General features: G+C 59.1%; 27 protein-coding genes and 1 pseudogene. 14 read left to right on the top strand and 14 right to left on the bottom strand.

Going from position 1 to position 23621, the window contains the following annotated elements:
* Window positions 1-114: 114 nt before the first annotated feature.
* From rpsM to rplQ, 4 genes are all read left to right on the top strand, one after another.
* Entirely contained in the window at window positions 115-483 is a 369-nt protein-coding gene (gene rpsM, locus ASC90_RS13725) for a 30S ribosomal protein S13 (RefSeq protein ID WP_037063318.1), read from the top strand.
* A 134-nt stretch (window positions 484-617) separates the two neighbouring features.
* Complete coding sequence (gene rpsK / locus ASC90_RS13720) at window positions 618-1007, top strand: 30S ribosomal protein S11 (protein ID WP_022718372.1); 390 nt, start codon at window positions 618-620, stop codon at window positions 1005-1007.
* 100 nt (window positions 1008-1107) lie between these two features.
* The gene (locus tag ASC90_RS13715) at window positions 1108-2118 is read left to right on the top strand and encodes a DNA-directed RNA polymerase subunit alpha (RefSeq protein WP_024314764.1); all 1011 of its coding nucleotides are present in this window, start codon (window positions 1108-1110) and stop codon (window positions 2116-2118) included.
* A 44-nt stretch (window positions 2119-2162) separates the two neighbouring features.
* On the top strand, window positions 2163-2588 hold the full coding sequence (gene rplQ, locus ASC90_RS13710; protein WP_056541199.1) for a 50S ribosomal protein L17: 426 nt from the start codon (window positions 2163-2165) through the stop codon (window positions 2586-2588).
* 107 nt (window positions 2589-2695) lie between these two features.
* On the opposite strand, the gene msrQ is transcribed toward rplQ, so the two are convergent.
* Window positions 2696-3358, bottom strand: a complete 663-nt coding sequence (gene msrQ / locus ASC90_RS13705; RefSeq protein WP_056541196.1) for a protein-methionine-sulfoxide reductase heme-binding subunit MsrQ — start codon at window positions 3356-3358, stop codon at window positions 2696-2698.
* Window positions 3358-4305, bottom strand: a complete 948-nt coding sequence (gene msrP, locus ASC90_RS13700) for a protein-methionine-sulfoxide reductase catalytic subunit MsrP (protein ID WP_056541194.1) — start codon at window positions 4303-4305, stop codon at window positions 3358-3360. The genes msrQ and msrP overlap by 1 nt, the downstream gene beginning before the upstream one ends.
* A gap of 327 nt (window positions 4306-4632) precedes the next feature.
* Between msrP and ilvD the strand changes: the two genes are divergently transcribed.
* Complete coding sequence (gene ilvD, locus ASC90_RS13695) at window positions 4633-6471, top strand: dihydroxy-acid dehydratase (protein WP_056541192.1); 1839 nt, start codon at window positions 4633-4635, stop codon at window positions 6469-6471.
* 53 nt (window positions 6472-6524) lie between these two features.
* Here ilvD and ASC90_RS13690 read toward each other — a convergent pair whose 3' ends face one another.
* The gene (locus ASC90_RS13690; protein WP_056541254.1) at window positions 6525-6833 is read right to left on the bottom strand and encodes a hypothetical protein; all 309 of its coding nucleotides are present in this window, start codon (window positions 6831-6833) and stop codon (window positions 6525-6527) included.
* 390 nt (window positions 6834-7223) lie between these two features.
* Here ASC90_RS13690 and ASC90_RS13685 point away from each other — a divergent pair, with 390 nt between their 5' ends.
* Both ASC90_RS13685 and ASC90_RS13680 read left to right on the top strand, forming a co-directional pair.
* Window positions 7224-8627 carry a DegQ family serine endoprotease gene (locus tag ASC90_RS13685; RefSeq protein ID WP_056541189.1) on the top strand — a complete coding sequence of 468 codons (1404 nt, stop codon included), beginning with the start codon at window positions 7224-7226 and terminating at the stop codon, window positions 8625-8627.
* The gene (locus ASC90_RS13680) at window positions 8624-9940 is read left to right on the top strand and encodes a replication-associated recombination protein A (protein ID WP_056541187.1); all 1317 of its coding nucleotides are present in this window, start codon (window positions 8624-8626) and stop codon (window positions 9938-9940) included. Before ASC90_RS13685 ends, ASC90_RS13680 begins: the two co-directional genes overlap by 4 nt.
* Here the strand turns inward: ASC90_RS13680 and ASC90_RS13675 are convergent, their stop codons facing one another.
* The 4 genes from ASC90_RS13675 to ASC90_RS28845 form a co-directional block, all read right to left on the bottom strand.
* Complete coding sequence (locus ASC90_RS13675) at window positions 9941-10246, bottom strand: DUF1883 domain-containing protein (RefSeq protein ID WP_056541184.1); 306 nt, start codon at window positions 10244-10246, stop codon at window positions 9941-9943.
* A gap of 125 nt (window positions 10247-10371) precedes the next feature.
* Complete coding sequence (locus ASC90_RS13670) at window positions 10372-10623, bottom strand: hypothetical protein (protein WP_056541180.1); 252 nt, start codon at window positions 10621-10623, stop codon at window positions 10372-10374.
* A 117-nt stretch (window positions 10624-10740) separates the two neighbouring features.
* Window positions 10741-11649, bottom strand: a complete 909-nt coding sequence (gene dapA / locus ASC90_RS13665) for a 4-hydroxy-tetrahydrodipicolinate synthase (RefSeq protein ID WP_056541177.1) — start codon at window positions 11647-11649, stop codon at window positions 10741-10743.
* Window positions 11650-11658: 9 nt separating this feature from the next.
* A complete protein-coding gene (locus tag ASC90_RS28845; protein ID WP_156392929.1) occupies window positions 11659-11814 on the bottom strand; it encodes a hypothetical protein in 156 nt (51 codons plus the stop codon).
* A 290-nt stretch (window positions 11815-12104) separates the two neighbouring features.
* Between ASC90_RS28845 and ASC90_RS13660 the strand changes: the two are divergent.
* Together ASC90_RS13660 and ASC90_RS13655 are read left to right on the top strand one after the other, a co-directional pair.
* Window positions 12105-13000, top strand: a pseudogene (locus ASC90_RS13660) (aminoglycoside phosphotransferase family protein).
* A 138-nt stretch (window positions 13001-13138) separates the two neighbouring features.
* Window positions 13139-13546, top strand: coding sequence for a DoxX family protein (locus tag ASC90_RS13655; protein ID WP_056541176.1), 408 nt, complete (start codon window positions 13139-13141; stop codon window positions 13544-13546).
* A gap of 17 nt (window positions 13547-13563) precedes the next feature.
* Here the strand turns inward: ASC90_RS13655 and ASC90_RS13650 are convergent, their stop codons facing one another.
* From ASC90_RS13650 to ASC90_RS13625, 6 genes are all read right to left on the bottom strand, one after another.
* Window positions 13564-14334 (bottom strand): DUF4239 domain-containing protein, encoded by a 771-nt coding sequence (locus ASC90_RS13650; protein WP_056541173.1) that lies wholly within the window; start codon window positions 14332-14334, stop codon window positions 13564-13566.
* Between the two features lie 198 nt (window positions 14335-14532).
* The gene (gene argC, locus ASC90_RS13645) at window positions 14533-15465 is read right to left on the bottom strand and encodes an N-acetyl-gamma-glutamyl-phosphate reductase (RefSeq protein ID WP_056541170.1); all 933 of its coding nucleotides are present in this window, start codon (window positions 15463-15465) and stop codon (window positions 14533-14535) included.
* A gap of 63 nt (window positions 15466-15528) precedes the next feature.
* Window positions 15529-16488 (bottom strand): agmatinase, encoded by a 960-nt coding sequence (gene speB / locus ASC90_RS13640; RefSeq protein WP_056541251.1) that lies wholly within the window; start codon window positions 16486-16488, stop codon window positions 15529-15531.
* Between the two features lie 118 nt (window positions 16489-16606).
* Window positions 16607-17074, bottom strand: coding sequence for a 30S ribosomal protein S9 (rpsI, locus tag ASC90_RS13635; protein ID WP_056541167.1), 468 nt, complete (start codon window positions 17072-17074; stop codon window positions 16607-16609).
* 2 nt (window positions 17075-17076) lie between these two features.
* Complete coding sequence (rplM, locus tag ASC90_RS13630) at window positions 17077-17541, bottom strand: 50S ribosomal protein L13 (protein ID WP_056541165.1); 465 nt, start codon at window positions 17539-17541, stop codon at window positions 17077-17079.
* Window positions 17542-17768: 227 nt separating this feature from the next.
* A complete protein-coding gene (locus tag ASC90_RS13625; protein ID WP_056541162.1) occupies window positions 17769-18194 on the bottom strand; it encodes a PaaI family thioesterase in 426 nt (141 codons plus the stop codon).
* Window positions 18195-18267: 73 nt separating this feature from the next.
* Between ASC90_RS13625 and ASC90_RS13620 the strand changes: the two genes are divergently transcribed.
* Entirely contained in the window at window positions 18268-19101 is an 834-nt protein-coding gene (locus ASC90_RS13620; protein ID WP_056541159.1) for an enoyl-CoA hydratase, read from the top strand.
* Here the strand turns inward: ASC90_RS13620 and ASC90_RS13615 are convergent, their stop codons facing one another.
* Window positions 19102-19938 (bottom strand): EamA family transporter, encoded by an 837-nt coding sequence (locus tag ASC90_RS13615; protein ID WP_056541155.1) that lies wholly within the window; start codon window positions 19936-19938, stop codon window positions 19102-19104.
* 597 nt (window positions 19939-20535) lie between these two features.
* On the opposite strand from ASC90_RS13615, the gene ASC90_RS13610 reads away from it, so the two are divergent.
* The 4 genes from ASC90_RS13610 to ASC90_RS13595 all read left to right on the top strand — a co-directional run bounded on the left by ASC90_RS13610 (window position 20536) and on the right by ASC90_RS13595 (window position 23520).
* On the top strand, window positions 20536-20964 hold the full coding sequence (locus ASC90_RS13610; RefSeq protein WP_056541152.1) for a CoA-binding protein: 429 nt from the start codon (window positions 20536-20538) through the stop codon (window positions 20962-20964).
* A 109-nt stretch (window positions 20965-21073) separates the two neighbouring features.
* Complete coding sequence (locus ASC90_RS13605; protein WP_056541149.1) at window positions 21074-22357, top strand: O-acetylhomoserine aminocarboxypropyltransferase; 1284 nt, start codon at window positions 21074-21076, stop codon at window positions 22355-22357.
* 198 nt (window positions 22358-22555) lie between these two features.
* Window positions 22556-23173 (top strand): LysE family transporter, encoded by a 618-nt coding sequence (locus ASC90_RS13600; RefSeq protein WP_056541248.1) that lies wholly within the window; start codon window positions 22556-22558, stop codon window positions 23171-23173.
* Between the two features lie 2 nt (window positions 23174-23175).
* Window positions 23176-23520, top strand: coding sequence for a cupin domain-containing protein (locus ASC90_RS13595; protein WP_056541147.1), 345 nt, complete (start codon window positions 23176-23178; stop codon window positions 23518-23520).
* The last annotated feature ends 101 nt before the right edge of the window (window positions 23521-23621 follow it).

The raw sequence follows: 23621 nt of genomic DNA, 5'->3' as shown, positions 1-23621 counted from the left end.
TCCGGGTTCGATCGTTTTGACTTGTTGAGAACCTGAATTGTAATTGCGGCCTTCCAAGGCCGTGTAACGAGACACCACTTGCCGGATGGCAACTGGAACGCAAGGAGAATAGGCGTGGCACGTATCGCTGGCGTCAACATCCCGACCGCAAAGCGCGTTGTTATCGCGCTGACGTACATTCACGGGATTGGTTCAAAATTCGCACAGGAAATCGTCGAGAAGGTCGGTATTCCGGCTGACCGTCGTGTCAATCAGCTCACCGACGCTGAAGTCCTGCAGATCCGCGAAACCATCGACCGCGATTATCAGGTTGAAGGCGACCTGCGTCGCGAAACCTCGATGAACATCAAGCGTCTGATGGACCTGGGCTGCTACCGCGGTCTGCGTCATCGCCGTGGTCTTCCGGTCCGCGGTCAGCGCACGCACACCAATGCTCGTACCCGCAAGGGTCCTGCAAAGGCGATCGCTGGTAAGAAGAAGTAATTTCCGGGAAACCGGAGATGAGGGGGCTGGCGGTCTGCGCCGGCCTCTTTTGAGTTTCGGGCAGGGCCGCGAGGTCTCGTTCCGGTGTAGCCGCTGGCATTACGGCGGTGAAGAGATCCAAGAAAGGGATACAAATGGCCAAGGAAGCCGTACGCGTTCGCCGTCGCGAACGTAAAAATATTTCGTCGGGCGTTGCTCATGTCAACTCGACGTTCAACAACACCATGATCACGATCACCGACGCACAGGGCAACGCCATTGCCTGGTCGTCCGCTGGCGCGAAGGGCTTCAAGGGCTCGCGCAAGTCGACCCCGTTCGCTGCTCAGATCGCTGCTGAAGATGCTGCCAAGAAGGCGCAGGAACACGGCATGAAGTCGCTGGAAGTTGAAGTTTGCGGTCCGGGTTCGGGTCGTGAATCGGCTCTGCGCGCCCTCCAGGCTGCTGGTTTCATGATCACGTCCATCCGCGACGTGACGCCGATCCCGCACAATGGTTGCCGCCCGCGCAAGAAGCGCCGCGTCTGATCATCGCCATTCACAACACCGGTGAGCGGATTTTCGCTCCCGGTGCTTCTCAAGCTCGGTTGCCACGATTGGATGGTGGCAACGAACGGAAGGCAAAAATATGATTCAGAAAAACTGGCAGGAATTGATCAAGCCGAACAAGGTCGAGTTCTCTTCGAGCTCGCGCATCAAGGCGACGCTCGTAGCAGAGCCGCTGGAGCGCGGTTTCGGCCTCACCCTCGGCAACGCGCTTCGCCGCGTTCTGCTGTCCTCGCTGCGCGGTGCCGCGGTGACGGCCGTGCAGATCGACGGCGTGCTGCATGAGTTCTCGTCGATCCCGGGCGTCCGCGAAGACGTGACGGACATCGTGCTCAACATCAAGGAAATCGCCATCAAGATGGATGGCGATGACGCTAAGCGTATGGTCGTGCGCAAGCAGGGCCCAGGCGTTGTAACGGCTGGCGACATCCAGACGGTTGGCGATATCGAAATCCTCAACCCCGAGCATGTGATCTGCACGCTCGACGAGGGCGCTGAAATCCGCATGGAATTCACCGTCAACAACGGCAAGGGCTACGTTCCTGCTGATCGCAATCGTGCAGAAGATGCTCCGATCGGTCTTATCCCGGTCGACAGCCTTTATTCGCCGGTCAAGAAGGTGTCCTACAAGGTAGAAAATACCCGCGAAGGACAGGTTCTCGACTACGACAAGCTGAACATGACCATCGAAACCGATGGCTCGATCTCCGGCGAAGATGCCGTCGCTTTCGCGGCTCGCATCCTGCAGGATCAGCTTGGCGTGTTCGTCAACTTCGACGAGCCGCAGAAGGAAACCGAAGAGGAAGCAGTCACCGAACTGGCTTTCAACCCGGCGCTCCTGAAGAAGGTAGACGAGCTCGAACTGTCTGTTCGTTCGGCAAACTGCCTGAAGAACGACAACATCGTCTACATCGGCGACCTCATTCAGAAGACCGAAGCAGAAATGCTCCGCACGCCGAATTTTGGTCGCAAGTCGCTGAACGAAATCAAGGAAGTTCTCGCTTCCATGGGGCTGCACCTCGGCATGGAAGTGCCGGCATGGCCGCCTGAGAACATCGAAGATCTCGCCAAGCGCTACGAAGACCAATACTAACGTTCAAACGGCAGGCAATAGCCTGCAAGTGAAGGAGAATAGCCATGCGCCACGGTAAAGCCGGCCGCAAGCTGAATAGAACCGCTAGCCACCGCAAGGCAATGTTTGCCAACATGGCGGCTTCGCTCATCACCCATGAGCAGATCGTCACAACCCTGCCGAAGGCGAAGGAAATTCGCCCGATCGTCGAAAAGCTCGTTACCCTCGGCAAGCGCGGCGACCTGCACGCTCGTCGTCAGGCGATCTCGCAGATCCGCGACGCTGCTGTCGTTTCGAAGCTGTTCGACGCGATCGCTTCGCGCTACGCAACCCGCAACGGCGGCTACCTGCGTATCATGAAGGCTGGCTACCGCCAGGGCGACAACGCTGCCCTCGCTGTTGTCGAATTCGTCGATCGCGACGTAAATGCCAAGGGCGCAGCTGACAAGGCTCGCGTTGAAGCCGAAGCAGCCGCTGCTGAAGCTGCCTGAATTTTCGGTTCGCCGGAAGCAAAACAGCCGGGCTGCAAAGCCCGGCTGTTTTCGTTTGTGTACGTGGTCGTCCGCAAATAGCCCATCTTCCGTATGGCAATTGATTATCAGCTTGCCGATACTCGAGCGGGTGTAGCGCTCGCCTGTCTGCCGCGTCCGCGCTTCCTGCTGCGGGCAATCGGCCGGTATGAGCGGTAGAGGATCAGGAGGATGATGAGGCTGATGTAGATGTACTGCTCGAGGTCGAGCACCTTCGTCGAGAGCGCGAAGTGCACAGCACCGCAGGCTGCGATGATATAGACCAGCTTATGGAGCCAGATCCATTTCGATCCCAAGTTACGGATAGAGAAATTATTGGATGTGAGCGCCAGAGGCACCAGCATAGTCAGCCCCGCCATCCCGAACATGATGAACGGCCGCTTCAGCACGTCGTCCAGCACTGCAGGCAGATCGAGCGCCTGGTCCAGCACCATGTAGACCGTGAAATGCATCACGACATAGTAGAAGAAGAGCAGTCCGAGCGCGCGGCGATAGCGCAGATAGTTCCAGCCAAGCAGATCGCGGGCAGGGCTGACGGCGAGCGTCAGGATCAGGAAGCGGATCGCCCAGAGACCGAGGAACAACTCGAACGTCTTGACAGGGTCTGCGCCAAGCTGGTTCGTTGCGCCGAGATAGAAGGTCCAGGCAGCTGGCAGCAGGCCGATCACGTAAAGCAGCCAGACGGACGCCGGCTGCCACCGCTTGGGAAGACTGAGAGACAGAGCCGCCATCAGAAATTTGCCTTGAGATCCATGCCGGCATAGAGGCTGGCAACCTCGTCGCCATAGCCGTTGAACGGCAGGGTAGGATGGCGGCTGGCACCGAAGAAGCCGCTTTCGCCGATCCGCCTTTCAGTCGCCTGGCTCCAGCGCGGATGGTCGACGGCCGGATTGACGTTGGCATAAAAGCCGTATTCCTGGGGATTGCTGACCTGCCAGGTGTTTTTCGGCTGCTTGTCGGTCAGCGTGATACGGACGATCGACTTGATGCCCTTGAAGCCGTATTTCCACGGCACGACCAGTCGGATCGGCGCGCCGTTCTGATTGGGGAGCGTTTCGCCGTATAGGCCGACGGCAAGCAGCGTTAACGGATGGAGAGCTTCGTCGAGACGGAGGCCTTCGACGTAGGGCCAATCGAGTGACTGGAATATGCCTGTCTGCCCCGGCATCTGATCCGGTCGTACCACGGTCTCGAAGGCGACGTACTTGGCGCTTCCCTGTGGCTCGACCTTGTTCAAAAGGGCAGCCAGTGGAAAGCCGTCCCATGGGATCACCATCGACCAGGCCTCTACGCAGCGCATACGATAGGTGCGGCTCTCGATCGGGAACTCCTTCATCAATGCTTCGATGTCGAAGGTACCGGGCTTGTTGACCATACCGTCGACGTGGACCGTCCATGGCAGCGGTTTGAAGTTGCCGGACAGCGCCGCGGGATCGCCCTTGTCCAGGCCGAATTCATAGAAGTTGTTATAGCTGGTGATGTCCTTGAGGGGAGTGGACTTTTCGTCGACGGTATACTTGCTATCCACGACTGACAGTGCCGCAGCGCTTGCCTTGCCGGCGCCGTACAGCGCCATCGCGCCGAGTGTCGCAGCACCTAGAAACTCCCGGCGGCGCATGTAGACCTCGCGCGGGGTAATCTCCGCGGAGGCGATCTTGGGAAAACGGTAAGCTGGCATCGGGGAAACTCCTGGGCATGACAGCCTATATATAGGCATCTGAACGCATCAGTCGCGGTATTGGATCATGTTTATGACTTACTTTACGCATCCAGGAAGCCAAATTATTGTGTACGGGTGTGATGGAATAGACTGTAACAAAGTACGCGTCGCCAACGTAGACGCCCGATGGTAGCGAAGCGCGTGGGGCGTACCCGTTTCGGCTTTCCCGGTAGTGACAGTATAGGCCGTTTGGATTAGGACAATCGAGCGCAGCGATCGCCCGGCCCGCAAGTCTTTTGTCGTCCCGCATCGTGAACTACTTCCGTCACTCTAAGGAATACGCCGATGCCAGCCTACCGTTCCAGAACCACGACCCACGGCCGCAATATGGCAGGCGCGCGCGGACTTTGGCGCGCAACGGGCATGAAGGACTCGGACTTCGGCAAGCCGATTATCGCGGTGGTGAACTCCTTCACCCAGTTCGTGCCCGGTCATGTTCATCTCAAGGACCTAGGCCAGCTCGTCGCCCGCGAGATCGAGGCGGCTGGCGGTGTCGCCAAAGAATTCAACACGATTGCAGTCGACGACGGCATCGCCATGGGTCATGACGGTATGCTTTATTCGCTGCCTTCGCGGGAACTGATCGCCGACAGCGTCGAGTACATGGTCAACGCTCATTGCGCCGACGCGATGGTGTGCATCTCCAACTGCGACAAGATCACCCCCGGCATGCTGATGGCCTCACTGCGCCTCAACATCCCGACAGTGTTCGTCTCCGGCGGCCCGATGGAAGCCGGCAAGGTCGTTATGCACGGCAAGAAGGTCGCGCTCGACTTGGTCGACGCCATGGTTGCGGCCGCCGACGACAAGATCAGCGACGAGGATGTCGCGGTTATCGAGCGTTCGGCATGCCCGACCTGCGGTTCCTGTTCCGGCATGTTCACGGCAAACTCGATGAACTGTCTGACCGAAGCCCTGGGCCTGTCGCTGCCCGGAAACGGCTCGACGCTCGCCACCCATTCCGACCGCAGGGAACTCTTCCTCGAGGCTGGTCGCCGTGTCGTCGCCTTGGCCAAGCGCTATTATGAGCAGGACGATGCTACCGCGCTCCCGCGCACCATCGCCAGCAAGGGCGCGTTCGAAAATGCCATGGCGCTCGACATCGCCATGGGTGGCTCGACCAACACTGTGCTGCACATCCTTGCAGCTGCGCATGAAGGCGAGATCGATTTTACGATGGACGACATCGATCGCCTGTCGCGTCGCGTTCCGTGCCTGTCGAAGGTCGCGCCGGCAAAGTCCGACGTACATATGGAAGACGTGCACCGCGCTGGCGGTATCATGGCGATCCTTGGCGAACTGAACCGTGCCGGTTTGCTCAATGTCGATCTGCCGACCGTTCACGCCCCGACGATGCGCGATGCACTGGCGCAGTGGGATATTGCCGTTACCGACAACAAAGCAGCCCTCGAGCTTTTCAGCGCGGCGCCCGGCGGTGTTCCAACGCAGGTGGCTTTCAGCCAGAGTTCGCGTTGGGAGGAGCTCGATCTCGATCGCGAGAATGGCGTTATCCGTGATGCACAGCATCCGTTCTCGAAAGACGGCGGTCTCGCCGTTCTCAAGGGAAATCTCGCGCTCGACGGCTGCATCGTGAAAACGGCAGGCGTTGATGAATCGATCCTGAAGTTCTCGGGACCTGCACGCGTGTTCGAGAGCCAGGATGCATCCGTCAAGGCAATCCTTGCCAATGAAGTCAAGGCTGGTGACGTCGTCGTCATTCGCTACGAAGGCCCGAAGGGCGGTCCTGGCATGCAGGAAATGCTCTATCCGACGAGCTATCTGAAGTCGAAGGGACTTGGCAAGGCTTGCGCGCTGATCACTGATGGCCGCTTCTCCGGCGGCACCTCGGGCCTTTCGATCGGCCACGCCTCGCCGGAAGCGGCGAATGGCGGTACAATCGGTCTCGTTCGCGAAGGCGACATGATCGATATCGACATCCCGAACCGCACGATCAGTCTCCGCGTCGACGACAAGGAACTCGCGACGCGTCGCGCCGAGCAGGAGGAGAAGGGCTGGCATCCGGCTGAACCGCGCAAGCGCAACGTCACGACCGCGCTGAAGGTCTACGCGGCCTTCGCGACAAGTGCCGATCGCGGCGCCGTACGTGATCTTGGCGGTCGCTGAAGCGTCGGCAAAGTACTGCGTCAAGCGATAGTTGGTTCGATAGACCGGCCCCGTCAAAGCGGCCGGTTTATTTTTTTGTAGGTCTCATCGAGCTGCTTCAGCCGCTCATCATAGGCGGCTTCGATGCAAGCGACGTCCGGTCCGCATGCCTGGCGTTTCTTCAGCCACGCGGTCTGCTCGTCCTGCAATGCGCCGCGAGAGCCCATAGCCATCAATCCTGAGAGAAGTTCGAACGTGGTCACCATCTTGACGTCGGCGTCGTTGAGGGCGCGGTTGTCGCAGATTGCCTTCTCGTCGGGCTTCAATTCTTTTGCATCACAGTTAAAGCTTGCGGCATGGGCTACACCTGTAAGGGATGTCATGAAGACGGCCGCGGCGATGGGGAGGCGAAGCGTTCGATATGGCATGGGCGTCTGTTCCTATCGATTCGTTGGCTGGGCCGGCGAGGCGCCGGGATGATGAAGATGATGCAGCATCACCATACAGCAAGTGCAGAATCGCCCGGTGACGCTCTACGGGCGCGGCGCAGGCCAGTTGCGCGTAGTGTTCCGAACGACCTCCATGTCACGCTTGAGTAAATAATTTCAAGTTTTAACTCATAATATCAGGCGTTTGACGGTCAATACTGATTCCGTTTCGTAACCGCCGTCAGCACGTCGTGAGCCTCCTTCTTCTTCCATTCTTCCGCCCCCTTTCCTTTCTAGCGTCCAGCGCTACAACGCTTTCAGAAGAGAATTTCAGAAGGAATGTCCATGCAAGACCTGCTGAAGCGCGCCACCCTGCCACTGCTGGCTCTGGTGTTCGCGTTACCGGTTTCCGCAAATGCCCAGACCGCCAAGACTGTTCCACAGAGCCAGTTGGAGATGCAGCTCTCCTTCGCTCCACTCGTCAAGCAGACGGCCGGTGCGGTCGTGAACGTCTATGCGGAAAAGACGGTGCGTCGGCAGTCTCCCTTTGCGGGCGATCCCTTCTTCGAGCAATTCTTCGGCCAGCAGATGCCGAACAGGTCCGAGAAGCAATCATCCCTCGGATCCGGCGTCATCGTCGAGGCAAACGGCACGGTCGTAACCAACAACCATGTTGTCGAGGGCGCCGACGATATCAAAATTGCTCTCTCCGATGGGCGGGAGTTTCCTTGCAAGGTCATCCTGAGGGACGATCGCGTCGACCTGGCGGTGCTCAGGATCGAGACGAAGGAAACCTTCCCGGCGCTGGCGATTGGCAATTCCGATGCGGTTGAAGTTGGCGATCTGGTGCTGGCGATCGGGAACCCCTTCGGCGTCGGGCAGACGGTCACCAGCGGCATCGTCTCGGCGCTCGCGCGCAATCAGGTGGTCAAGAACGAATTCGGTTTCTTCATACAGACGGATGCGTCGATCAACCCCGGCAATTCCGGCGGTGCACTGATGAACATGAAGGGTGAACTGATTGGCATCAACACCGCAATTTTCTCCCGCGGTGGTGGCTCCAACGGCATCGGCTTTGCCATCCCGGCGAACCTGGTGAAGGTCTTCCTGGCATCTGCCGACGCCGGTGTGAAAGCCTTCGAGCGACCCTATGTCGGGGCAACCTTCGATGCCGTAACGTCGGAAGTCGCCGAGGCGTTGGGATTGAACAAGGCCCGTGGGGCTCTGATCGTCAAGGTCACCGACAATGGTCCGGCGGCAAAGGCCGGATTGAAGGCAGGCGAGATCGTGACGGCGGTCGATGGTATTCCGGTCGAGCATCCGGACGCGCTTCTTTACCGCCTGACAACCGCAGGACTGGGCAAGTCGGTGCATCTGACGGTGATCGAGAACGGGCGCGAGCAAGACATTGCGTTGGCGCTCGATCGCGCCCCGGAAACCACGTCCCGTGATCAGCGCACGATCGGCGGCCGGACGCCCTTTACCGGTGCTGTTGTCGAAAACCTGTCGCCACGGGTGGCTGATGAATTGCGCATGCCATCGGAGTCGACCGGTGTGGTCGTCTCCGAGGTAAAGGATGATTCCCTGGCTGCACGCCTCGGCTTCGAGCCCAAGGACATCATCGTTTCCATCAATGGGACCGAGGTGAAGACGACGAAAGAGTTGGCGGATCTCGCCGATCGTGATCCGGATTTCTGGCGCGTCGAGATCGAACGGGATGGCCAGCGCATCCGGCAGTTCTTCCGATGAGCGATGATCTGTTTGCGCCGCGGATTCCGGAGGAAGTCGCCAATCGGCGGCCACTTGCAGATCGTTTGCGGCCGCGGAGCCTTTCTGACGTTACCGGCCAGGAGCAATTGACCGGAGATGACGGCGTATTGCGGCGGATGATCGAGAGCGGGTCCCTCGGGTCCATGATCTTCTGGGGACCGCCGGGAACAGGCAAGACGACCGTAGCTCGATTGCTGTCCGGAGAGGCGGGCCTGGCCTTCGAGCAGATATCGGCAATCTTCTCCGGCGTTGCCGACCTCAAGAAGGTATTCGAGACGGCGCGCCTGCGGCGGATGGATGGCCGACAGACGCTGCTCTTCGTCGACGAGATCCACCGTTTCAATCGGGCGCAGCAGGACAGCTTCCTGCCCGTCATGGAGGACGGCACGGTCATTCTTGTCGGCGCCACGACCGAGAACCCGTCGTTCGAGCTCAACGCCGCTCTTCTCTCCCGCGCCCGTGTACTCACCTTCAAATCGCATGATGATGAGAGTCTCGAAGAGTTGCTGAAGCGCGCCGAGTCTACGGAGAGCAAGGCGCTGCCGCTTACGGATGAAGCGCGCGCTAGTCTGCTCAGGATGGCGGACGGTGACGGACGCGCCGTGCTGACGCTAGCCGAAGAGGTCTGGCGCGCAGCGCGCGACGGCGAAACCTTCGACACCGAGGGTTTGACGCGCATTGTCCAGCGGCGTGCGCCGGTCTACGACAAGGCTCAGGACGGCCACTACAACCTGATCTCCGCGCTCCACAAGTCCGTGCGCGGCTCCGATCCAGATGCGGCACTCTATTATCTGGCACGCATGTTCGATGCCGGCGAGGATCCGCTCTATCTTGGCCGGAGGCTGGTTCGGATGGCGGTCGAGGATATCGGACTGGCTGACCCACAGGCGCTGGTGATCTGCAACGCGGCAAAGGATGCCTATGATTACCTCGGTTCGCCGGAGGGGGAGCTGGCGCTGGCACAGGCATGCGTCTATCTCGCGACCGCACCGAAATCGAATGCCGTCTACATCGCCTTCAAAGCGGCGACACAAGCTGCCAAGCAAAATGGCTCACTACTGCCACCGAAACATATCCTGAATGCGCCGACGAAGCTGATGAAGGGCGAGGGGTACGGCGATGGCTATCGCTACGACCACGACGAGCCTGACGCTTTTTCCGGTCAGGATTACTTCCCGGAGAAGATGGGCCGCCAGACGTTCTACGACCCGCCGGAGCGCGGCTTCGAAAGGGATATCCGTAAGCGCCTGGAATGGTGGGCAAAACTCAGGAATGAGCGCAATCAGCGTTGATCAGGAGGCTTGCATCTGCCCGGCAGGCGCAGAGATGAGTTTGACGGACGACTCGGCGAGGCCATGGTGGCCTTCCATATCGACAACGATGTGCCAATGACCGGTTTCCGGGATGGCAAGCCGCACGGGAGATTTGCGCGCCACGCCGCCCACATACTTGAAGTCGAGCACTTCGGTGAAGCGTTGGTAGTTCGGCGCCGTCATCATGCGCACATTGGCGACCGCATTCAGCGTCACCTCGATAATCGTCCCGGCGCGCTGGTCGTTGAGATCGTAGTGGGTAAAGCGGAAATTCGGTTTCGGCATCGGGCTTCTGGATACGGTCAGCAATGGATCGCATGGTAGCAGAAGCCCGGTTAAGGAAGCGTTTGCCATTTCAGCGGGAGCTCATGCTGGAATTCCCGCTATAGGCCAGTTTTGATCAGCCGATATTATTGCAGCCGGTCAAGTGGGCCAAACTGCAGGACGATGCTGTCGTCTGCGCGACATATCTGGGCTGCATCATGGCCGCATTCGTCGGCGGCGAAGTGACGTGCGGCATGCTCGCTGATGAACACACCGCCGACAAGTCCGTCGCGGTCTGCGACCACCCAGCGGCCGCGGTTGTCCCGGCCGATCGTAAAGCGTGCTGCGGGCTTTCGTTGGAGAGGCTCGATTCGGCTGTTGAGCTGAATTGAGGGCATCGATTTTCCTTTCGAATAATCATTTTGGTGCTGCTGTAAAAGCAGGTGCCACACCCATAATGTAGATATTCCGGGATACGGTCTCTATTCGTCACCGAGAGATAAAATATAAAAATATCATATGGATATGGCAATCGAACTGCTGTGTGCGAGCTCGGTCAGTGCCTCCGAAATCGCGGTCTTTGCGCTCGCTTCGAGCGTTACCAACGGCAAACGGACGGCGGTGTCGCTGCCCAGCAGGACGTGAAGCGCGTGCTTGATCGCGCAAGGATCACCGTCGGTTCCGAGCGCACTCATGAGGGCAGACAACCGGTCCTCAAGTGCGACGGCCGCCGACATGTTACCTGCACGGCAGGCCTGTTGCAGTGACGCAAAGAGACGAGGGTGAACATTCGCGCCGGCCGAGATCACGCCACTACCGCCGGATGCCAGGAAGGCGATGGCAGAGGCGTCTCGATTGGACAGGAGCACGAACCGGTGACGTAAATCCGCCGGCAATGCACCGGGGGTAGCGATATCGCTGCCGACGATGCCCGCGATTGATGGATTGTCCGCCAGCGCCTTGAGCGTGTCCACCGTCAGGTTGCTTGCGGTGCGGGAGAACTCGTTGTCGATTATCAGCGGAAGCGTGCTTGCCGCGCCCACCTGCTGAAAGTGGCTAATGATGCCCTTCTGACCCGGTTTCGAATAATAGGGTACCGTCACCAAAGCAGCCTGAGCGCCCAAGGCCTCTGCCTGTTGTGTGAGGGCGATTGTGCTAGCTGTTGCGTTGGTACCGGTGGCGGCGATTACGGGTATGCGACCGGCTGCCGCCTTGACGCAGGTCCAGATTGCCGCCGCTCGCTCGTGCATGGAAAGGGTAGGACCTTCGCCCGTTATCGTGCATACCGCCAACCCGTCGACACCGGCGCGGATCTGGCGCTCCGCGAGTTGCCGTAGCGCTCGGAGGTCGGGTATCCCGTTTCGAAATGGCGTGATCAGCGCAGTGGTGGTGGCCCCGATGCGTAGACGGTTTTCCATTCGCATCAGTGCGTCTCAGAAGCCGCCAAGGATAACGTAGAGTTCGACGGTCGCGAGGACGATGCCGAATATGATCAGCGCCTGGGCAGTGCGTCGTTCGCGCATCTGCCGTTTCGGCGCTATCCGACGCGGGCGAGTGGCGATGAAGTTTGAGAGCATAATATTTCGCATGGCTAAACCTCTGCAATTTGCAGCTCAGGCTAATGCCGAGCGCGGTAGGAAATCCATTCGACGCCAGGACCTGGAAAATAGAAATGCCATAAACGCGCCCGGAGTTGCACAACGTGCTCCATGGCGAAAAACTGTGCTAAACCAGTGTCTAGTCCGTCGTTTCTCATCCTTCATTGAAAGGAGCGGAATCAACACATGAGCGCAGGCCAGCGGCGCACAGGTGATGCCGCTTGATCTGCGCCGAATGAGCAGCCTTATTGCAAAGGCAGGACAGCAGGGATCGGACGCTTATGGATAGCCTGGTAATCGATACGGCGCTTGTGCGCAGGCTGGTTGAAACGCAGTTTCCCGAATGGTCCGATTTGCCGATCAAGCCTGTGAAATCTGACGGTTGGGACAACAGAACGTTTCATCTTGGCCGGCACATGACAGTCCGGTTGCCGAGCGCGCTCCACTATGCCGACCAGGTCGCCAAGGAACAGCGTTGGCTACCGATTCTGGCGCCACAATTGCCTCTGCCGATACCGCTGCCGTTGGGGCTGGGCCAGCCGGACGAGACCTATCCCTGGCCATGGTCTATCTACGCCTGGCGCGACGGGGAGATCGCTCTTGCCGAACGGATCGTTGACCTCAGCGCGTTCGCACTTTCGCTCGCTGGGTTCCTCGATGCCTTGCAACGGGTGGATGCCACGGGGGGCCACCGCCTGGCCCGCACAACTTCTTTCGCGGCGGATCGCTCGAGGTCTATGACGCCGAGACGCGCAAGGCGCTCGCGATGCTTGACGGTAGGCTCGATACAGAAACAGCAAACGAGGTATGGGAGGCGGCACTTGCCTCCTCATGGCAGGAGGCTCCTGTTTGGTTCCACGGGGACGTTGCGTATGGCAACCTGCTTGTCGAGAAAGGCCGTCTCAGTGCCGTCATCGATTTTGGAACAGCCGGTATCGGTGATCCTGCCTGCGATCTCGCCATTACCTGGCACCTTTTCAAAGGTGAGAGCCGGAAAGTCTTTCGCGCCGCCCGCCCTCTCGACGAGGGGACTTGGGCGCGGGGAAGAGGCTGGACGTTGTGGAAGGCACTGATCGTCGCCGCAAGCGTGGCCGGCGCAAACCCGCAGGATGTGGAGAAGTCGTGGCGGGTGATCGACGATGTGCTGGCGGATCACCGCAACGGCGTAAGTCGATAGTGGCGCGCTCGAGATAAATCCGCGACAGCCTGTCGGGATGCGATGTCTTCAACCGTCCTTGGGTTGGAAGGTTTTACACGTGGCCGTTCGGTCGAAAGATAAGCGACGATCAAAGGCATTTGCCGTTAGGGGAATAATATGAGCAGGACAATTCCAATTCTGGTAGCGCGGCTGATCTTCGCCGCCGTATTTCTGATGGCGACGAGCTTCAAGTTCATCGACCCGCAGTCGACCGCAAGCTACATCGCCGCGGCCGGCTTTCCATTTCCGCTATTCCTGACCTGGGTAGCGGCTTTCTTCGAACTGGCGTTAGCGCTCGCATTCCTCACCGGCGTGCTGTTTTCAGAGGCTTCGTTGCTGGCCGGTCTCTACGTGGTCTTCCTGGCTTTTGCCTTCCACGGCCCAAGCCACTGGAACGGAAACCAGGCCGAGTTCGGTTTTTTTGTCGATCACTTCACCTTCCTCGCCGGGCTGCTCTTTGCAGCCGTGCATGGTCCAGGTGAAACGCTTGTCGCCAGAGTGCGACCTTTCGCCCGACTTCGGTAGGCGAGCGCCGGATCGCGCTAGCTTGGACCGGGCTGCGTCATCATTTCTTCATGCAGGCGCTCGAACGCAGTCGGTTTGAGGGTTGCTGGCGGGTTGTATGGGTTGGAAAACGCGTAGATGAAGTAAAGAATGATCCCGGTGAAAGCTCCCAGCACGGACAGCAGCAGCAAGTTTCGCGGATCCGGCGGGTAGGGATAGTAGCCAAGCGCCATGAAAACGACACCTGAAATGGCCGCAAACCAAAAAATGCCGCTAACGGAATCGGTGCCGCTGTTTTGTCGCTTGTCGCGGGCGTCAGCGATGTCGTGGATATCGATCAGCATATGCTCTCTTATGCTCTGCTGCCTGGCGTTGCTGGGAGTTAGGTCGAGGACGTTTTGATAGACGCTGTCCCATCTGTTCCACGCCTCTTGTGACAGCTGCCCGGTCGAGCCCAGCATGCGCCATTCGTCGTTGATCACGATCTGGACGTACTCGAAAAGCGCTTTCTGGATAGGTCCCTTCTCATTGGCGCCATAACGATCCGCGTCGTAGTAGATGTCTGCAATGGCGTTTGCTTCCGTTACGCTCTCAAATTTCAGTCGTTGGTACTCGATCATCTCCTGGGCGAAGACCAGAGCAAGGATGAGAGCGTGAAGCGAGGCGATGCGCAAGACGATTGCGCTGGCCAGTTCGCGGTCCTTGCCGGTCGGGTCGCCTCCCATGATCAGGCGCATCAGGAAATAGAACGCAAGCGTTACAACTACGGTGCCGCCGACGAAGGCAATACCGAACAAAATGGTATTCATGAGTGCTCCCTCTCACGTCACCGAACAACTGTATGCGGCCTGTCACGTTTGATCAACGAGGCAGATATCCAAGCGCAACAGCGCGGCACCGTTCTCAGGGAGGCAGTCTCAGCGCAGGATGCCGTCGCTGGCACCCCGACAGCATATGGTCCGGATGAACAGCCAGTCGGCAAAGACCACTCGGCCGAACTGCGCAGGCTAGGATGCCAGCATCAGATCCATGTTTTGAACCGCTGCTCCCGACGCCCCCTTGCCGAGATTGTCGAGCAGAGCAACCAGATTGACCTGCGCGCCACCGGGCGTGCCGAACACAAACAGTTTCATCGTGTCCTTGCCGGCAAGTTCAATAGCATCGACGCGGGCGAGTTTGCGGCTTTCATCAAGCGGCGCCACCCTCACGATGTCCTGACCGACGTAATGGGCCGACAATGCGGCGTGAATGCTTTCAAGCGCGCAGCCCGGTGCTAGGTCTTCGAGATAGAGTGGCACCTGCACGATCATGCCCTGCGCGAACTTGCCGACAGATGGCGAGAAGATCGGCGCACGGTCAAGCAGGCCGTGGATCTTCATCTCAGGGACATGCTTGTGCGTCAGCGGCAGACCGTAAAGGAAGTGCGGGGAGCTGATTGCATCGTCGCGGCTCTGGTCCTCGATCTGCGCGATCATCTGCTTGCCGCCGCCGGTATAGCCGGACACGGCGTTGACCGTGATCGGATAGCCGTCCGGCAGGAGGCCAGCAGCCCTCAAAGGCCGGATCAGCCCGATCGCGCCGGTCGGATAGCAGCCGGGATTGGCGACGAAACGTGCCGACTTGATCTTGTCGGCCTGCTCGTTGTCCATTTCCGCAAAGCCGTAGGCCCAGGAAGGATTGACGCGGTAGGCCGTCGAGGTGTCGATGACGCGGACATTGTTGTTGGCCGAGACCATCTGGACGGCTTCCTTCGATGCATCGTCGGGCAGGCAGAGGATGGCGATGTCGGCGCTGTTCAGCATGTCCTCGCGGATCGCCGCATTGCGCCGCTCTGCTTCCGGAATGGACAGAAGCTCAACGTCGCGGCGGCCGGCCATGCGCGTGCGGATCTGCAGGCCCGTCGTGCCATGTTCGCCATCGATGAAGATCTTCGGTGCCATTGTCTTGCTCACACTTTCAACAGGTTAGAAAGAAATCCGGAATCAGTTTGCGAGATGGATAAGTCAGCCGTGTGACGCTGTGGACCGTCGTTCGGCATGCAGCCCCAGCATATACATCGCGACCGTCGCCCCCGCAATGGCGGTGATATCCGCATGGTCATAGGCTGGCGACACCTCGACAACGTCGGCGCCTTTGGTGTCAAGCTGGTGCAATCGCTGCAGCACGGAGAGGATTTTCGCGCTCGACGGACCGCCGGAAACCGGCGTTCCGGTGCCGGGTGCGTAGGCAGGATCCAGGCAGTCGATATCGAAAGTCAGGTAGGCTGGTGCCCCGCGCGTGTGCGAAATGATCGTCGAAGCGATGTCGGCGGCCGTCATTTCCTCGACCTGATGGCCGAAGAGAATGTTGATGCCGAAATCATCAGGCGCATGCGTGCGGATGCCGATCTGGATCGAACGATCTGGGTCGATAACGCCGTCGCGTGCAGCCCGCGCCACGAACGACCCATGGTCGATCCGCCTGTTATCGTCGAACCAGGTATCCTGATGCGCATCGAACTGAACAAGCGCCAGCGGACCGTGCTTTTCGGCATGCGCCTTGAGGATCGGCCATGTCACGTAGTGATCGCCGCCAAACGTCAGCATGAAGGCGCCGCTATCGATGATTGCCTTTGCCTGGCGTTCGATCTCGGCCGGCGCTTCCTGATGGTTGCCGTAGTCGAGCAGGCAGTCGCCATAATCAATGACGGCCATCTCGGCGAAGAGATCGCGGTTGAACGGATATTGCGGGTCATTGTCGAAGATCGCCGATGCGCGCCGGATCGCTTGCGGCCCGAAGCGCGTGCCCGGCCGGTTGGAGGTGGCGGCGTCGAAGGGGATGCCCCAGACCACGACATCGGCGCCGGTCAGATCCTTGGTGAAGCGGCGGCGCATGAACGACAGCGCGCCGGCAAAGGTGGGATCGGAGGCCGCAGAAGTGAGGCTGGTTGCCGTGAAGGCATGATCGATCGACTTCGTCGCCAAGATAAGCTCCTTCTCGCACCTCATGAAGAGGTATCGGCCGCCTGCCGATTGCAACAATGCCCAAAAAGAAAAGGCCGAGCAAATGCCCGGCCTTTCCAAAGTCCGTAGTCCGAAGCGATTAACGCTTGGAGAACTGGAACGAACGGCGGGCCTTGGCTCTGCCGTACTTCTTACGCTCGACAACGCGGCTGTCGCGCGTCAGGAAGCCACCCTTCTTCAGGACTGGGCGCAGGCCCGGCTCGAAGTAGGTGAGTGCCTTGGAAACGCCGTGACGAACGGCACCAGCCTGGCCAGAAAGACCGCCGCCGGCAACAGTTGCGATGATGTCGAACTGGCCGTCACGGGCAGCAGCGACGATCGGCTGACGCAGGATCATCTGCAGAACCGGACGTGCGAAGTATTCCGCCATTTCCTTGCCGTTGACGATGATCTTGCCGGAGCCCGGCTTGACCCATACGCGGGCAACAGCGTTCTTGCGCTTGCCGGTCGCGTAGGAACGGCCAAGCGAGTCGACCTTACGGACGTGAACCGGAGCAGCAGCTGCTTCGGACGTGCCGAGATCCTTCAGGGAGGAGAGGTCAGCCATTCTTAGGCGCTCCTTACGTTCTTTTTGTTCAGCTTGGCGACGTCGAGAGCGACAGGCTGCTGTGCTTCATGAGGATGGTTGGAACCCGTGTAAACACGAAGGTTCTTCATCTGGCGGCGACCGAGCGGGCCACGCGGAACCATGCGCTCAACAGCCTTTTCGAGAACACGCTCCGGGAAGCGGCCTTCGATGATCTGGCGAGCAGTACGTTCCTTGATGCCGCCGGCAAAACCGGTGTGCCAGTAGTAAACCTTGTCGGAGTACTTCTTGCCGGTGAATACGACCTTGTCGGCATTGATGACGATGACATTGTCGCCGTCGTCAACGTGAGGCGTAAAGGTTGCCTTGTGCTTGCCACGCAGACGCATAGCGATAACAGAAGCGAGACGACCAACGACAAGCCCTTCGGCGTCGATGATGATCCACTTCTTCTCCACCTCTGCAGGCTTCTGGGAGAAGGTTGCCATAGTAGTTACTCTCTTTGGGTCCCTTGGCCCGAAGGCGAAAGGGCGTTTCTTGTTGCTTGAATTGGGAGCCCGAAGGCGCACCAAAAAGAAAGCAGCCGGGAAAGGCTGCGTTCTGCCGTGTGTATAGGGCCTGCAGCCTGTTGGGTCAATATTGCGTCAGGCGGCGACACGAAAAACAATTGAATAAAATCAATACGTTAAATATGTGGTATGCAGATACCACATATTTAACGCGGCGGAATCGAGTATGTGGCCGTTGCGTGAGCGACCAACTCGCTCCGATCCTCCTGAAAAATCGCGGCTTCTATGACCGCAAGGCGTTTGCCGAGCTTCAGGATCGTGCAGGCGCAGGTCGTCGATCGAGGTTTCGGCAGGCGCAGGAAATTGATGTTCAGGTTGGTGGTGACGGCCAGTGCCACCGGCCCGATGTGAGCCAGGACCGCAACGTATGCAGTGACGTCCGCCAGCGCGAAAAGGGCAGGGCCGGAGACCGTGCCGCCTGGCCTCAGATGCCGCTTGGATGGATCGAGCCGCATCGAGGCCCGGCCGGGCGCGATCTCGGTGACGGTGAAAACACGTCCATCGGTGTGGATCTGCGGAAAATCCGTTTCCAAAAACCGGTGGACCTCGTCGATCGTCATGACCGGCTGCATCGCTTCTCCTCGAAATTGCTGATCGCTTGTGGCAGAACAGTTAGCACGAAACTGACATGCAGGGAGTTAGACCATGGCCGAAGTCGTATCCTTTCGCCCCGACCCGAGCAAAGCCCACGATGGCGCCCTGGTCTTGCGCCAACTTTCCGACGGCGTCTTGAGGCTGACACTCAACAATCCTCCCGCCAATGTTCTGTCGATCGCCATGCTGGAAACACTGATGGGCGAGCTTCACAAGGCGGATGAGGACGAGAATGTTCGTGTGGTGATCATCGCGTCGACCGGGAGTGTTTTCTCGGCCGGCCATGATCTCAAAGAACTGACGGCGCATCGGGCCGATGCGGACGGTGGCGTGGCGTTCTTCGAGGAGACATTTGCGCTCGCCGCCGATCTGATGCTGGAGATCACGCGCCTGCCGAAACCGGTTATTGCCGAAATCGACGGACTGGCGACGGCCGCCGGTTGCCAGCTTGTCGCCTCGTGCGATCTCGCAATCTGCACCGACACGGCCACGTTCTGTACGCCGGGTGTCAATATCGGGCTGTTTTGCTCGACGCCGATGGTCGCCGTGTCCCGGGCTGCTCATCGCAAGCAGGCGATGGAAATGTTGCTCACCGGCGAGACGATCGATGCGTCGACCGCAAAGGACTTCGGGCTGGTCAACCGGATCGTGCCGAAGCAGTACCTGATGCAGGTCGTCAACAAATACGCGTCCATTATCGCCAGCAAGTCACCACTGACGTTGAGCATCGGCAAGCAGGCGTTCTACCGCCAGCTCGAAATGCCAGTGGAAGAAGCCTATGGCTACGCTGCTCAGGTAATGGTTGAGAACATGCTGACCGCAGACGCGGAAGAGGGCATCGGCGCCTTCCTCGAAAAAAGAATGCCGGAATGGACAGGGGAGTAGTCAGCCCAGTTTCAGGATCAGGCCGCCGAGCGCAATGATGACGCCGGCGAGATAGCGCCAGGGGCTGGCTTTCTCCTTCAGGACCACAACGGAAATGATCAGCGCGAACAGGATCGAGGTTTCGCGAAGCGCAGCCACTGTCGCAACGGGCGCCTTGGTCATCGCCCAGAGTGCCAGGCCATAGGAAGCAATCGAACCCGCGCCACCGATCAGGCCACGCCACCAGTTGTAGCGAACGTGGACGGCCACGGCAAAAAGGCCGCGTCGTGAGATCGCCCAGGTGAACAGAAGCACCGGCGGCAATAGCGACATCCAGAGCGTATAGGAAATGGCATTACCGGAAGTCCGCGCACCGATGCCGTCGACGTACGTATAGGTGGCGATGACACAGGCATTCGCGAGTGCCAGCATGATGGCGTGGCCGTTCCCCTTTCTCGCCTCGAAGGCAAGAGTGAGGATGCCGGTACAGATGGTCATCGTGCCGACCAAGGCGCCGGTCGAAAGTGTTTCATTCAGGATAAAACCACTCGTTGCTGCGATCAAAAGCGGCGCGCAACCGCGCATCAGTGGATAGACGAGGCCGATATCGCCCGCGCGGTAGGCACCGGCGACAAGCTGGAAATACACGAACTGCAAGATGGCCGAAGCGCCGATGAAGGGCCAGGCCGTCGGTGCAGGCAGCGGCAGGAGCGCCAGGAACGGCAGCGCTGTAACCGCGCCGCCTGCCGAGATCAAACTGGCATCCAGCGATTTGTCCGTGCCCGCCTTGATCATGGCGTTCCACGTTGCGTGCAGCAGGGCACCGAACAGAACGAGCAGGATGATGTCGAAGGGCAAGGGAGACTACCGGCTGGTGTGACAACGCAAGGGTGAGATGCTTGTGACGCCGCTGCCCTCAAAAAGCAATCGGGTTCACGAAATCAAATGAAACCCGTTTCAGTGCGTGTCGAATGCTGCCGCAACCTCAGGATGCCGTCGATATTGGCGAGAAAGAGGCACGTACACCAGAAGTATCTGGCATGATTTCTCAATTCAACTATAAGATGATGCTAAAACTCGCATGAACAGAAGTGAACATATACAGTATATACATAGAACCATGCACGTGTTGCCGCCGTGAATTCCTTCGGTTGTGACAAAGCTGTCACAAAATCATGTGGTGTGCCAACAAACCTGATTAGGGCGCGGTTGTATCTCTGGCCAAGGGCAAAGCGGCAGCCAAGACCGCCGCAGTGCTATGGTGAGTTAAGCGGAATCGGGAACTTCCCTTCAAGGTTGTTGAGACGGTGACAGCAAAGGTGAAGGCAGGTCGAATTAGTTCAGGCGGGGGAGAGCATCCTCCTTCGGCATACCGGTACCTATATACGCGGTAGCCACCCATCGGCTGGTTTCACTGACTGTGAACAAGGACAATTGCTTTCGGAGGGCTCTTCAATGAATCACGATCACTATAGCGACAACTACATTCTCGGCATTCTGAACTCGGTGGAGACAATCGCTTTGACCGGCGCCTCGCCAAACCCGGCCCGTCCGAGCAACGGGGTGATGGGGTATCTCCTGGCTCGCGACTACAACGTTATTCCCGTCAATCCCGGCCAGGCGGGAAAAGAGATTCAGGGGCAATTGGTCTATGCCCGGATGGCAGACATTCCGGTGCCCGTGGATATGGTCGATGTCTTTCGCGCATCCGAATATTTGTCGAGCGTGGTCGACGAGGCGCTTGCCTTAAATCCACGACCAAGCGTCATCTGGGCGCAACTCGGCGTGCGCGACGATGCGGCGGCTGCACGTGCCGAAGCCGCCGGCCTCAAGGTCGTGATGGATCGCTGCCCTGCAATCGAATACGCGCGGCTTTTCGTCTGACGGATGGATTTTTCAAATAACCTGCCTGGGTTGAAACGGAACGCGATTAACTTTTCGCTCGCGTCGGCTATGCTCCGCGCCATTCGGTCGAACAAAGTGGGAGGGTTTCATGGCCAAGAACGATCCGGGTTTCAATACGTTGGCAGTTCACGCAGGGGCGCAGCCAGATCCTGCGACGGGCGCACGCGCAACGCCGATCTATCAGACGACGGCATACGTCTTCAACGATGCCGATCATGCTGCAGCACTCTTCGGCCTGCAGCAGTTTGGCAATATTTACACGCGCATCATGAACCCCACCCAGGCTGTGCTTGAAGAGCGCGTTGCCGCACTCGAGGGCGGCACGGCTGCCCTGGCGGTCGCTTCCGGTCACGCAGCGCAGATGGTCGTCTTTCACACACTGCTGCGTCCCGGTGAGAACTTCGTGGCCGCCAAGCGTCTGTATGGCGGCTCGATCAACCAGTTCGGCCACGCCTTTGATAACTTCGGTTGGCAGGTTCGATGGGCGGATTCTTCCGATCCGGCAAGCTTTGAAAGCCAGATCGACGGCAAGACGCGCGCTATCTTCATCGAGAGCTTGGCAAACCCCGGCGGGACCTTTGTCGATATCGCCGCGATCGCGGCCGTGGCGCACAAACACGGCCTGCCGCTGATCGTCGACAACACAATGGCAAGCCCTTACCTGATTCGGCCGATCGAACATGGCGCCGACGTCGTGGTGCACTCGCTGACGAAATTCCTTGGTGGCCATGGCAATTCGATGGGAGGCATTATCGTCGATGGCGGGACTTTCGACTGGTCGAAGTCCGGCAACTACCCGATGCTGTCCAGTCCACGACCCGAGTATAACGGCGTCGTCCTGCATTCTACCTTCGGCAATTTCGCCTTCGCCATCGCTTGCCGCGTCCTCGGTCTGCGCGATCTAGGCCCCGCAATCTCGCCTTTCAACGCCTTCCTGATCCTGACCGGCATCGAGACGCTGCCGCTGCGTATGCAGCGCCATAGCGACAATGCCATCGCGGTGGCAAAGTGGCTAAAGGCGCACAGCAAGATCGCGTGGGTGAATTACGCCGGGCTGGAGGACGATCCGAACTACACGCTCCAGCAGCGCTATTCGCCAAAGGGGGCAGGTTCCGTCTTCACCTTCGGCGTCACGGGCGGCTACGAGGCTGGCAAAACACTCGTCGAAGGGCTGCAGCTCTTTTCTCATCTCGCCAATATCGGCGATACCCGCTCGCTCGTCATTCATCCGGCCTCGACCACGCATCGCCAGCTGACCGAGGAGCAGAGAACCGCTGCCGGCGCTGGTGCCGATGTCGTTCGTCTCTCGGTGGGTATCGAGGACGTCAAGGACATCATCGCCGACCTCGAGCAATCCCTCGCAAACGTTTGATCGGCAGCAGCTTTGCGCCCGGTATCGATGCCGGCGCGAGGTTGGCCGCCGATCGTGCCAAAGGCCTGGTGGCGCGGCGCAGTGACGCCGCCCTCTGAACGGTTGCCTGCTTCCTCTGAGGAGAGGAAGCAGGGAGCCAGGAAATGAGCAGCAGCGAGATGGTTCGCTGTGAAGGACATCCGATCGAAAGTCGTATTCATGTTTCTTTTGTCCGTTGCCACTATCTGGGCGGTGGCTGCAATAACGCCAGGCCCCAACTTCTTCATCGTTGTTCGCACGGCGCTCCAGGGTTCCGGGGGCGCGTCGGTGGCTGTGATCGGCGGCGTAGTCCTGGGTACGCTGTGCTGGGGCGTGGCAGGCTGGCTTGGTATCAGTGCCTTGTTTGCAGCCGCGCCCTTCGCTTATCTCTTTCTGAAGATCGCCGGTGGCGCGTATCTGCTGTGGCTGGGCGCGAAGCTCCTGTGGCGAACCTACGGGAACGCCGGTGGTACCGAAAATGATGTGCCGCAGCTGGCGATCACGCCAAGGCAAGCTTTCTGGTCCGGACTGGCGACCAATCTCGCAAACCCCAAATCGGCAGTCTTCGTGGCCAGCATTTTTGCCGCCACATTGCCGGCCGAACACTCCTGGCTGCAAGGCGCCTCGGCGGTTGCGACCATGGTTCTCGTGTCGTCACTCTGGTATACGTTCGTTCTGGCATTCCTGCGCAATCCGGCTGTTGCCCAGGCGTACACGCGCGGTCGAAAGGTCGTCGACGTCGCAGCCGGCGCGATCTTCGTGGGCTTCGGATTCAAGCTGCTGACGTCGGTGCGGTAACTATGTCCAACATGATCATCTTCGACGTCAGCGGCGTAGAGCCCGAGTTCGGCGCCCCCGAGGCCGACAGGATCATTTCCGGCGATCCGCAGTTCCGAACCTGGAACCTGGAGGAGGTCGATGGTGGCCTCTATTCCGGCATGTGGGAAGCAACCCCCAGCAAGTGGCGCATCGCTTATGACGAGTGGGAGTATTTCAGTGTGGTTTCGGGCTATTCCGTCGTTACAGAGGACGGAGCCGATGCCGTCCACCTTCGAGCCGGCGATCGCATGATCCTCAGGCCTGGCTTCAAGGGAACCTGGGAAGTCATTGAAACGACTCGCAAGGACTACGTGATCAGGCTCTAGGCTCTAGCACTACTTTGGCAGAATGTATTTTGGCGATCTGAAGCGGATTCTGCAGTGAGGACATCGTTCTGGGGATGACGCTGATAGGAGGATGTTTATGA

Source organism: Rhizobium sp. Root1220 (assembly GCF_001426265.1).
GTDB lineage: Bacteria > Pseudomonadota > Alphaproteobacteria > Rhizobiales > Rhizobiaceae > Rhizobium.
This window is presented reverse-complemented; position numbering and strand designations above follow the sequence as displayed.

Coding starts and splice junctions, on each gene's coding strand:
- msrP (WP_056541194.1), bottom strand. CDS start 4,305: ATGCCAGCTTACCGTTTTCCCAAGATCGCCTCCGCGGAGATTACCCCG.
- ASC90_RS13620 (WP_056541159.1), top strand. CDS start 18,268: ATGGCCGAAGTCGTATCCTTTCGCCCCGACCCGAGCAAAGCCCACGAT.
- ilvD (WP_056541192.1), top strand. CDS start 4,633: ATGCCAGCCTACCGTTCCAGAACCACGACCCACGGCCGCAATATGGCA.
- ASC90_RS13690 (WP_056541254.1), bottom strand. CDS start 6,833: ATGACATCCCTTACAGGTGTAGCCCATGCCGCAAGCTTTAACTGTGAT.
- ASC90_RS13605 (WP_056541149.1), top strand. CDS start 21,074: ATGGCCAAGAACGATCCGGGTTTCAATACGTTGGCAGTTCACGCAGGG.
- argC (WP_056541170.1), bottom strand. CDS start 15,465: ATGGCACCGAAGATCTTCATCGATGGCGAACATGGCACGACGGGCCTG.
- ASC90_RS13670 (WP_056541180.1), bottom strand. CDS start 10,623: ATGCCCTCAATTCAGCTCAACAGCCGAATCGAGCCTCTCCAACGAAAG.
- ASC90_RS13680 (WP_056541187.1), top strand. CDS start 8,624: ATGAGCGATGATCTGTTTGCGCCGCGGATTCCGGAGGAAGTCGCCAAT.
- rpsK (WP_022718372.1), top strand. CDS start 618: ATGGCCAAGGAAGCCGTACGCGTTCGCCGTCGCGAACGTAAAAATATT.
- ASC90_RS13650 (WP_056541173.1), bottom strand. CDS start 14,334: ATGAATACCATTTTGTTCGGTATTGCCTTCGTCGGCGGCACCGTAGTT.
- dapA (WP_056541177.1), bottom strand. CDS start 11,649: ATGCGAATGGAAAACCGTCTACGCATCGGGGCCACCACCACTGCGCTG.
- rplQ (WP_056541199.1), top strand. CDS start 2,163: ATGCGCCACGGTAAAGCCGGCCGCAAGCTGAATAGAACCGCTAGCCAC.
- ASC90_RS13610 (WP_056541152.1), top strand. CDS start 20,536: ATGAATCACGATCACTATAGCGACAACTACATTCTCGGCATTCTGAAC.
- ASC90_RS13595 (WP_056541147.1), top strand. CDS start 23,176: ATGTCCAACATGATCATCTTCGACGTCAGCGGCGTAGAGCCCGAGTTC.
- rpsI (WP_056541167.1), bottom strand. CDS start 17,074: ATGGCTGACCTCTCCTCCCTGAAGGATCTCGGCACGTCCGAAGCAGCT.
- msrQ (WP_056541196.1), bottom strand. CDS start 3,358: ATGGCGGCTCTGTCTCTCAGTCTTCCCAAGCGGTGGCAGCCGGCGTCC.
- rplM (WP_056541165.1), bottom strand. CDS start 17,541: ATGGCAACCTTCTCCCAGAAGCCTGCAGAGGTGGAGAAGAAGTGGATC.
- ASC90_RS28845 (WP_156392929.1), bottom strand. CDS start 11,814: ATGCGAAATATTATGCTCTCAAACTTCATCGCCACTCGCCCGCGTCGG.
- ASC90_RS13625 (WP_056541162.1), bottom strand. CDS start 18,194: ATGCAGCCGGTCATGACGATCGACGAGGTCCACCGGTTTTTGGAAACG.
- ASC90_RS13675 (WP_056541184.1), bottom strand. CDS start 10,246: ATGCCGAAACCGAATTTCCGCTTTACCCACTACGATCTCAACGACCAG.
- ASC90_RS13715 (WP_024314764.1), top strand. CDS start 1,108: ATGATTCAGAAAAACTGGCAGGAATTGATCAAGCCGAACAAGGTCGAG.
- ASC90_RS13600 (WP_056541248.1), top strand. CDS start 22,556: ATGTTTCTTTTGTCCGTTGCCACTATCTGGGCGGTGGCTGCAATAACG.
- ASC90_RS13655 (WP_056541176.1), top strand. CDS start 13,139: ATGAGCAGGACAATTCCAATTCTGGTAGCGCGGCTGATCTTCGCCGCC.
- ASC90_RS13685 (WP_056541189.1), top strand. CDS start 7,224: ATGCAAGACCTGCTGAAGCGCGCCACCCTGCCACTGCTGGCTCTGGTG.